The organism is Sphingobacterium sp. IITKGP-BTPF85, assembly GCF_001006065.1.
Classification (GTDB): domain Bacteria; phylum Bacteroidota; class Bacteroidia; order Sphingobacteriales; family Sphingobacteriaceae; genus Sphingobacterium; species Sphingobacterium anhuiense.
In genome coordinates, this window is the sequence record NZ_ASZT02000166.1 from 1 (window position 1) to 10,340 (window position 10,340).

A 10,340-nucleotide genomic window follows, 5' to 3' on the forward strand; every position below is an offset into this window, starting at 1 on the left:
CTTTGTTTAAGTAACGTTGAATCATGATTTAGATAAAAACGGATAATTAATGCGCAGTTCGTAGATTTTGCGAATGCTGACGATGAAAATAATTTTAGACTAGGGCTTCGAAGTTATGAAGGAGTTTTTCACGTTGAGAATGAAGGTAACAGTGAAGTGATCTTGGACAGACAGTATATTGCAGTAACGCAATCTCACACGACTAATACCTTATTGCTGGATCCTTCTGTTGGAGGTTGGAGTTCCATAACGCCAACACAAAATTTAGTGAATCTATATGTTGATTATAAAACTGGAAAACCTGTTATTCCTGTAATTGCTGAGGTGCGTGCCGCAAATTATGCAAAAGCGGATAAAGCTGATTTTGTGAAAGAGTTTAAAAACCGTGATCCACGTTTTTATGCTTCTATATTGTTTGAAACTGCACCTTGGAATTCGTTAACTAAAAGTGGAGGTTATGTGTATAAATGGTTTGTAGGGAGTGATCCGAATAAATCTTTGACGGGTTACAATTTTAGAAAACTCGTAGATCCAAAATCAAGTCGGGAGCAAGTAGATTCTTATGCTAATCTTATTTTGATCCGTTATGCGGAAGTTTTGCTTAACTATGCTGAAGCACAGAATGAAAAATCCGGACCAGATGCAACAATCTTTGATGCTTTAGACCAGCTTCGTGTTCGTGTTGGCATGCCTAAGTAGATCGTTCGGAATATGCGAGTCAAGATAAGCTACGTCAATTGATCCACAATGAAAGAGCTGTTGAATTGGTATTGGAAGGTTTGCGTTTTTATGATATCCGTCGTTGGAAAACTGCTCCAGATGTGATGAAGAATATTTATAATATAACGAATGGTTTGGCGCAAGAACGTGTTTGGAATGATAGATTATATCTAATGCCAGTTCCGCAAAGCCAAATTGATTTATCTTATGGAGTTTTAAAACAGAACACAGGTTATTAATTTATTTTAACCCGATTAATAAAAGCAGGTATCTCCACAGATGCCTGCTTTTATTATTTGTCGTTATACAATACAGCAATAGTCGTTTCATTATGAAGGTGTTTAGGTCGTCTTTATTTATTCAGTAGTTTTTTGAGTAACCATTTTTTTAGTTAGCATAGCAATCGTTTGCGTGAATTTGCGCAATCGATTTCGTTTCATATTAAATTTATATTAAGTAATCTTTACACTATTTTGCGGTATATAAATTATGATAATTAATTAATGTACTGATTATCTTGAAATTAAGTTTATGAATAAAAGATTTACAAAACCTTTTTTTGCGACTAAATTTTACCCCATTACATCTGCCTTGATGTTTGCCCTTGTAGCTCCTAATATGGTGAATGCAAGTGATTATGGTAATTTGATTAGCGTAACAAGTAATAGTTTACAGCAGAAAGTATCTGGAACTGTTACTTCAAGTACAGGTCCATTAAGTGGTGTGACTATTTCGGTGAAAGAGAAACCCACTCTAGCTACTTCAACCGATGCTACTGGACGCTATTCTCTTCAAGTTGAGGCTGGTCAAACGTTGATTTTTTCGGCAATTGGATTTAACAAAACTGAAAAATTAGTTGAGGGTGCATTTTTAAATGTGCAATTAGAAGAATCCAATCAAGCACTTGAAGAAGTTGTGGTTGTGGGGTATGGCACTCAAAAGAAAGAGAGTCTTACTGGGGCACTACAAGTTGTAAAGGGTGATCAATTGAGAGGTACAACTTCTCCGAATGTGGAGAATATGTTAAATGGTAAGGCCTCTGGGGTATATGTTGCGCCAGGAACAGGAAAGCCTGGAGCAAAAGGAGGAGTTGTTATCCGGGGTCAAGCTACTTTAAGTGGTACTACAAGCCCACTATGGGTGGTAGACGGTGTTATTCTAGGCTCAAGTGCAGGAGATCTGAATCCCGATGATATTGCTACCTTAACAGTTTTAAAAGATGCAGCCTCAACTGCGATCTATGGTTCTCAAGGCGCGAATGGAGTTGTTGTTGTAACGACAAAGAATCCTTCGGCTAGTAGTACGTCTATCAACTTTTCTTCAAAAGTAGGCTTTAATCAGTTGACCAATGGTAATATGAAGATGATGAATGGTGCAGAACTGTACGATTACTATGCTTCTTTTCCTAATCAAGCAGATATTAAATTTTCACGTTGGAATTCAGAATTGCGTAATAGTAATTTTGATTGGTGGAAAGTGGCTACGCAAAACGGTATTACTCAGAATCATAATGTTTCCATCCAAGGTGGTACAGAGAAGTTACAGTCTTACCTGTCTTTAGGATATTATAATGAGGTTGGAGCCGTAAAGGGATATGAATACGATCGTTATAATTTCCGGTTAAATACGGTGTACAAACCATTTGAATGGTTGACCGTTAAACCAACATTAGTAGGTGCTAAGCGTGGTGTCGATGATAGACAGTATTCTACGGAGGCCATGTATACCAATTTACCATGGGATAGCCCATACGACGCGAATGGTAATCTGGTGCCACATCGCTATGAAGGTTGGGTAAATAATTCAGGAACCAATTACCTATACGATCTGCAATGGAACAAAGAGTCCAATACCAATTATGAATTTAATGGTAATATGGATTTTGATATCAAATTTAACAACTGGTTGACGTTTTCATCGGTAAATAATTACCGTTATAATAGTTTTTCTAGGGCTGGTTATGTTGATCCGCGCTCCAATGATGGTTTAAGTGTACAAGGGCGCTTAATTGATTATCGTTCTGAATACGCACGCCGTTATACCAGTCAAATTTTAAAGTTTAATAAATCTTGGGGCAAACATGCAGTTAATGCTTTAGCAGCATATGAGTTTAATGATTATTGGTCCAAGACTTTAGATGTATATGGTACTGGATTTATTCCGGGTTTTGAGGTTTTGGATGTTGTTTCTTTACCCGAACGTACTCGTGGTGCAATTACAGAATGGGCGGTCCAATCTATGTTGTCTAATGTGAATTATGCTTATGATGGTAAATATTTAGGACAGGTTTCCTTCCGTCGTGATGGAGCATCTAACTTTGGTACAAATGCCCAGTATGGAAACTTTTTCTCGTTAAGTGGTGGTTGGAATATCAATCGTGAAAATTGGTTCAATGCGGATTGGGTTGATAATTTAAAATTAAGAGCATCTTATGGATCTGTAGGAAATCGTCCAAGTGCTTTATATCCACAATATAGTTTGTACTCGATTAGTCAAGGATCCAGTTATAATGGAATCCCAGGGGCATTGATCAGTCAGATCGGTAATCCAGATTTAACATGGGAGCGTACGTTTACGACTGGTTTTGGTGTGGATGCTTCCATGTTCAACAATCGTGCTCGTGTAAGTGTAGATTATTACGATAAGAATACCGATAATATCTTGTACCAGGTACCCATTAGCGGTGTGACAGGTATCACTAGCCTTTGGAAGAATGTTGGAAAGATGCAGAATAGAGGTATTGAACTTACATTGGGTGGTGATATCATTCGTACTAATGATTTGACCTGGAGTTTGGACCTTAATATCGGTCACAATAAAAATAAATTGACCGAATTGATTAAGAGTAGAAATGCTGATGGTACTTTTTCTGTTAAACCGATTACAATTGGTGATGGTTTAGGTCTTTCTGGTAGTGCAGAAAGAGTTTTATATCCAGGACTTCCTGTTGATACCTATTATATGCCCATCTGGGCAGGAGTTAATGTAGAGACCGGAGCACCTGAATGGTATAAAGAAGTGACTGATGCAAATGGAAATGTTACTCAGGTCAAGACGTCAAATTATGCGGAGGCGAATTACCAAGAGGCCGGAAAAGCTTCTCCAGATTTATTTGGTGGTATCAATACAAGTGTTAATTATAAAAAGTTTGACTTAAGTGCTTCGTTTGGTTATTCCATTGGCGGGAAAACGTATAATTACGCACGTCAGGAATATGATTCTGATGGGGCATACACAGATAGAAATCAGATGATGTTACAAGATGGATGGAGCCGTTGGGAAAAGCCAGGTGATATTGCCACCCACCCTGTTGCTTCTTATGGAAATAAGAGCAATAGTAATAAAACGTCATCTCGTTATTTAGAGGATAATGATTTTTTTAGATTACGTGCATTGACATTAGGATATAACTTCAAACTGGAGCAGTATAAAGTTAAAAATATACGTGTATTTTTTACAGGTGAGAATCTGTTCACCATTACGAATTACTCGGGCGTAGATCCTGAAATATCGATCAATGAAGATACCGGAGCAATATTAGGTTCATCAGGACCTTCAATTTATCCGGCTACACGAAAATTTATGTTCGGTCTTAATGTTACATTTTAATCACAACAGGTAAGATTTTTATGAAAAAGTTATTATTACTATTGGTAGTAGCAGCAGCTACTGTTAGTTCATGTGAAATCGATCGCTTATCAAAAGGATCGATGGATGGAGATATTATTGGAAATAATCCAGATGCGATGATTACGGGTAGCTATGGACAGCTAAAAGGATGGTCAGATGTGATGCACCGCTTAGGTGAGTATGCAGGCGATAATATGATGATTAGAGGGTCTTCAACTGATGCTTTCTATGAATTTCTTTCATATTCCAGAACCCCTAACAATTGGCGCTTAACCAGTTTCTGGGATGCAGGTTACAAGGCAATAGCACAATCTTCTAATGTGATTAAAATGCTGGAGGAAGGAAAAGATGAGACGATTGATAATCAATTGGGCGAATGTTATTATATCCGCGGAATGATGTATTTCTATCTTTCCCGTGCGTTTGGACGTCCGTATTATCAAAGTCCGGAAACCAATCTTGGAGTACCTATTGTAAATGGAACTCCAGATGATATTTTTGATTTACAATTGCCAGACCGTTCAACGGTAAAGGATACTTATGAACAAGCGATCAGTGATTTAAAAAAGGCAGAGACTTTATTGACTAAAAATAAAGGTAATGTTTATGCATCTAAGGGCGCTGCGCAAGCAATGCTTTCTCGTGTGTATTTGTTCATGAGCGGTACTTATGCAGCACCTAATGCGGAATATGCAAAATTGTCAGTGGAGTATGCAGATAAAGTGATCAATTCAGGAACTTACTCATTATTGGGTAGAGAAGAGTTTATGAAATATAATACATATAAACCTGAAGCGAATAGAGAAACTATTTTTGCAATAAAACGAGTGGCTTCTGAGTTTTCGGGCGATGATCATTTCGGTGGTATTGGAGGTATGTATTCTAATATTAATGGTGTTGGCTATGGTGAGATGTACGCGAGTGAAAAATACATCAATCTGTTGAATGAAACTGGACGTAACGATTGGCGTTCGGATCAGTTCCGTATGGTAGATGCCCGTGCGGCATTTATCGAGCCTACCTATGCAAAGGATAAAGACTCAGGGAAATATACCGAGGTTTTCCGTTTTGTAAAAGGAGGTAAGGAGAGCTCATTAAGTTATTCGCAGTTTACTATTACACGTAATGGAAATACAATTATAGCTACAGAGGTTATACCTGCAAAAGATGGAAAACCAGAGCAAAAGATTTCTTATGTATTGAAAGAAGTAGATGCTGTACAAGGTATTTACAGCATCAAATATAGTGATGGGAAAACATACGAAGGATTATTGGATTATTTTATTTCATTAAATAATGGTTATCCGCAATTTTATATCACAAAATGTTCTCGTGAAGGTGAAGAATCACAATTACATTCCCCAGTTATAAGTAGGTTGGGTGAGGTTTATTTGAATCGTGCTGAAGCACAAGCGAAGTTAGGAAACTATGGGGCAGCACTTTCAGATTTAAATACAATTAGAACACGTTCAATTGTTAATGGTGCATACGCTTCTTTGGATGCCTCAAATGCAAGTAAGCTGATTGATAAAGAGCGTGAATTGGAATTAGCTTTTCAGGCGGAACGTAGTTATGATGTTTTCCGTAACGGAGAGGCATTAACACGTCACTATCCTGGACCACATAAGCAATTTGAAGATATAGCGGCTAAGGATTTCCGTGTAGTATACTTTATACCACAGTCTGCGATTAATTCTTACCCTGGTGTATTAACACAAAATCCAACTCAATAGTTTAAGTTTAGATTTTGATGAATAAAGTAATGGCTTTGCAATTTTGCAAAGCCATTTTTTATGTTTAATAATTATGATTGCTAGAATTCGCGAAAACGATTTTATGAATTAGAATAAATGAAATTTAGTGTTTTAGAACACCCCAGCTATTTGGGACTTTTTTTATTGAATCCCTTTTAGGATACTTTTTGGTAAGCTTATATTCTTAATTGAATTTCAATTAAAAGAATACTTACGGACTGATAGCAAGTTTGTTTGATAGTCTTAGCTCAGTTGTAAAATATGATAATAAAAATCTTATTGTTTACGATAAGATTAGATTGATTTTCAAAAATACCAGGTATATTATGTAACTTTGCCCACTGAGTTAAATTGTATTTAAATAAGTTGCCGTGAGGTAACGAGAATAATATATAGTAAAAATATGGCAAATATTGTTGCAATTGTAGGTCGTCCAAATGTTGGGAAATCCACGCTTTTTAATCGTCTGACGGAGAGTAGAAAAGCTATTGTTGATGACTTTAGTGGAGTGACGCGCGACCGTCACTATGAAACGGCAGAATGGATTGGGAAAAAGTTTACAGTAATTGATACTGGTGGGTTTGTACATGGATCGGATGATGTTTTTGAAGAAGCAATTCGTGACCAGGTTCATATCGCAATAGAAGAAGCATCAGCGATCATTTTTATGGTTGATGTAACAACAGGTATTACGGATTTAGATGATGAGATCGCAGATCTTTTGAGAAGAAGTTCTAAACCGGTATATGTTGCTGCAAATAAAGTTGACCACGCTAAATTACACCATGACTCTGCAGAGTTTTATGCTTTTGGTTTAGGTGAAATTTATAATGTTTCTTCCGCTACAGGATCGGGGACAGGGGAATTATTAGATGCTGTAGTTTCAACTTTTGAAGACGAAGAAGAAGATGATACCACATTAGCGAAATATACAATCGTAGGTCGTCCGAACGTAGGTAAATCTTCTTTAACAAATGCTTTATTAGGTGTTGATCGTAATATTGTAACACCTGTTGCAGGTACGACACGCGATTCGATTCGTATTCATTATAAGCAATTTGGACATGAGTTCTTATTGATTGATACAGCAGGTTTGAGACGTAAATCTAAGGTAAACGAAGATATTGAGTTTTACTCTGTGATGCGTACAATCAAGGCATTAGAGGATTCTGATGTTGTCCTTTTAATGTTAGATGCAAATGATGGTATTGAAGCACAGGATATCAATATTTTTCATTTGGCAGAAAAAAATAGAAAAGGTATTGTAATTATTGTCAATAAATGGGATACCATTGAAAAAGACAATAAAACGATGAAGGAGTTTGAAGCTCGAATTAAAGAGAAAATCGCTCCTTTTACAGATATACCGATTGTCTTTACTTCGGTCACTGAAAAACAACGTATTTTCAAAGCGCTAGAAGTAGCAGCAAAAGTTTATGAGAATAAAACGAAAAAAATACCTACTTCAAAATTGAACGAAGTGATGTTGCAGGTGATTGAGAATTATCCTCCACCAGCTTTAAAGGGTAAATATATCAAGGTAAAATACGTAACGCAATTACCAGGACGTACACCTATGTTTGCATTCTTCTGTAACTTACCACAGTATGTAAAAGATCCGTACAAACGTTATATCGAAAATAAATTACGTGAGCACTTCGATTTTGAAGGTGTTCCAATTCAAATATATTTTAGACAAAAATAGAAACAGCTATTTTCTAGACATGGAAAACAATCTTCATTTATACAATACGTTAACACGTAAGAAAGAAAAATTCCAACCATTACATCCCTCTTTAGTAGGGATGTATGTTTGTGGGCCTACTGTATACAGTGATGTTCACTTAGGAAATTGTCGGACTTTTGTGTCATTTGATTTGATATTTCGTTATTTAAAACATCTCGGATTTAAAGTTCGTTATGTACGTAATATTACCGATGCAGGCCATTTGGAAGGGGATAATGATGAAGGTGATGATAAGTTTGCTAAAAAGGCAAATTGGAGCAATTGGAACCGATGGAGATTGTTCAAAAATATACTCTTGGTTTCCACGATGTGCTTCGTCTTTTTAATACTTTACCTCCAAGTATAGAACCGACCGCTACAGGACATATTTCTGAGCAGATTGAAATGGTCCAAAAGATCATTGCTAATGGCTATGCTTATGAAGTAGATGGGACTGTATATTTTGATGTAGAGAAATATGTGAAAGATTACGATTATACTATTCTGACTAATCGTAAGCTGGAAGATATGTTGAATAATACACGTGAGCTTGGTGGCCAAGATGAAAAACATGGCCGTCTGGATTTTGCATTATGGATCAAAGCTAAGCCAGAACATATTATGCGCTGGCCTTCACCTTGGAGTGTTGGATTTCCGGGTTGGCATATTGAATGTTCGGCGATGAGCCGTAAATATTTAGGCGATCAGTTTGATATTCATGGTGGAGGTATGGATCTGGCAGCAACGCATCATACAAACGAAATAGCTCAGTCTGAAGCATGTAATCATACTGCACCTGCCAAATATTGGATGCATACCAATATGTTAACGGTAAATGGAGCACGTATGTCTAAATCTTCAGGAAATGGCTTTTTACCTCATCAGTTGTTTACCGGTGATCATCCTTTGTTGGAACGTGGATATTCACCTATGGCTGTTCGTTTCTTTATGTTACAAGCGCATTATAGAAGCACATTGGATTTCTCAAATGAGGCACTTGATGCTGCAGATAAAGGGTTCAAGCGTCTTATGACAGCGGTAAATCTATTGGATAAGCTGAAACCTTCAAAAGGTAAGTCTGCTGTTGATGTAGCTGATTTACGTGCGAAATGTTATGCTGCCATGGATGATGATTTCAATAGCCCTATCTTAATTGCAGAATTGTTTGAAGTCGTTCGTTCGATTAATTCTATTTACGATGGAAAAGCAGCTATCAGTGCTGCTGATCTAGAAGAGTTAAGAGCATTTGTACAACATTTTATTTTTGATATTCTAGGCTTGCAAGATGATCAATTATCGAGCACTGATAATGTGGATGAAATCATGGCTATTGTGATCAAATTACGTGATGGAGCTAAGCAAAATAAAGATTTTGCTACATCTGATCGTATTCGTGAGGAACTTAATGCTATCGGTATTCAATTAAAAGATAGCAAAGATGGAACGCTTTGGAATAAGATTTGATAGTTAGTGTCCAATTAAAATAAAGACATTACATGAATATATGGAATAAAATGTCGGCAATAGTTTTCATGAGTGCCTTTTCAGCACAAGTGTATGCACAGGTTCCCGATAAAGTAGGTAGTTTAATCAATGCCGACAAAGAGGCTGCGTTGATTTCTAAGACAACTACTCCGCATCAGGCTTTTCTGTCGATTGTCGATAAAGAGTCTAAATTTTTTGTTCCTTCCGAGGTCAATGCTTTAGATTATCTTAATAATAGGCCGAATATACCCGATGTACTAACTTGGGAACCAGCGCTAGCGATGGTTTCAAAAAGTCAAGAATTTGGGGTTACTACTGGTTCGATGGAATTTCAGAAAGTAGGAGCGAGAAAACGTTTTGGGCAGTACTTAACCGTCTGGAAAAGAAATAAAAAAGGTAAGTGGCTGGTGGATATTCGTGCTGAAGTTGAAAATTTTGGCAATAAGGAAAATTCTGAACTGGAGTTTTATGAACCTAGTGAAGCTTGGTATTTGAAGCACCGTTCTCAGGTACGTTTAGATCAACGTAAAGAGATTGTTTTTGAAACCGATAAGCTTTTGTCAACGGTTCTTAAGGCTGATAATCAAGCGGGTTATAAAGAGTTTTTGAATGAAGATGCAAGATTTCTTTTTCCTTGGATACAACCAATAGAAGGTAAAAAAGAAATATTAGCATATTTAAAGAAATCTCGTATTAATATTCTAACTACTCCTGAAAAAGTAGGTAGAGCATATAGCGGTGAATATGCATATTCATTCGGTACTGCAACTGTCAATATTAAGGATAAGGTCGTTAAATACAATTATATCCGTATTTGGAAGTTGAGTGAACTCGCGAAGGACGATGTATCTAAAGCAAATTGGAATATACTTGTCGAAATGATGTTCGAAAGATAATATTCTGTATATTATTTATAAAACTAAGAAAGGGCTTACAAATTAATTTTTGAATGCCCTTTCTACTTTTATCTTAATCCGATCAAGCTATTTTTTAGAGTATCCAAACTTTAAGTTCATTACAGTCTT

5 protein-coding genes and 2 pseudogenes are annotated in these 10,340 nt (G+C 36.6%); all 7 read left to right on the top strand.

The window, feature by feature from the left end; translation table 11 throughout:
- Window positions 1–45 precede the first annotated feature (45 nt).
- Window positions 46–699 (top strand): RagB/SusD family nutrient uptake outer membrane protein, encoded by a 654-nt coding sequence (locus L950_RS21980; RefSeq protein WP_410528152.1) that lies wholly within the window; start codon window positions 46–48, stop codon window positions 697–699.
- A 17-nt stretch (window positions 700–716) separates the two neighbouring features.
- Window positions 717–959: pseudogene (locus tag L950_RS35905) on the top strand (RagB/SusD family nutrient uptake outer membrane protein); the annotation flags it as partial.
- A gap of 292 nt (window positions 960–1,251) precedes the next feature.
- Complete coding sequence (locus tag L950_RS21990) at window positions 1,252–4,329, top strand: SusC/RagA family TonB-linked outer membrane protein (RefSeq protein WP_021188675.1); 3,078 nt, start codon at window positions 1,252–1,254, stop codon at window positions 4,327–4,329.
- A 20-nt stretch (window positions 4,330–4,349) separates the two neighbouring features.
- A complete protein-coding gene (locus L950_RS21995) occupies window positions 4,350–6,083 on the top strand; it encodes a RagB/SusD family nutrient uptake outer membrane protein (RefSeq protein WP_021188676.1) in 1,734 nt (577 codons plus the stop codon).
- A 424-nt stretch (window positions 6,084–6,507) separates the two neighbouring features.
- Complete coding sequence (der, locus tag L950_RS22000) at window positions 6,508–7,809, top strand: ribosome biogenesis GTPase Der (RefSeq protein WP_021188677.1); 1,302 nt, start codon at window positions 6,508–6,510, stop codon at window positions 7,807–7,809.
- Between the two features lie 19 nt (window positions 7,810–7,828).
- Window positions 7,829–9,294 (top strand): annotated as a pseudogene (gene cysS / locus L950_RS22005) (cysteine--tRNA ligase).
- A 32-nt stretch (window positions 9,295–9,326) separates the two neighbouring features.
- Window positions 9,327–10,211 carry a hypothetical protein gene (locus L950_RS22010; protein ID WP_021188679.1) on the top strand — a complete coding sequence of 295 codons (885 nt, stop codon included), beginning with the start codon at window positions 9,327–9,329 and terminating at the stop codon, window positions 10,209–10,211.
- Window positions 10,212–10,340: the final 129 nt, after the last annotated feature.

Bases quoted from the DNA above. Each gene is read 5' to 3' on its own strand.
- L950_RS22010 (WP_021188679.1), top strand. From the start codon at position 9,327: ATGAATATATGGAATAAAATGTCGGCAATAGTTTTCATGAGTGCCTTT.
- L950_RS21995 (WP_021188676.1), top strand. From the start codon at position 4,350: ATGAAAAAGTTATTATTACTATTGGTAGTAGCAGCAGCTACTGTTAGT.
- der (WP_021188677.1), top strand. From the start codon at position 6,508: ATGGCAAATATTGTTGCAATTGTAGGTCGTCCAAATGTTGGGAAATCC.
- L950_RS21990 (WP_021188675.1), top strand. From the start codon at position 1,252: ATGAATAAAAGATTTACAAAACCTTTTTTTGCGACTAAATTTTACCCC.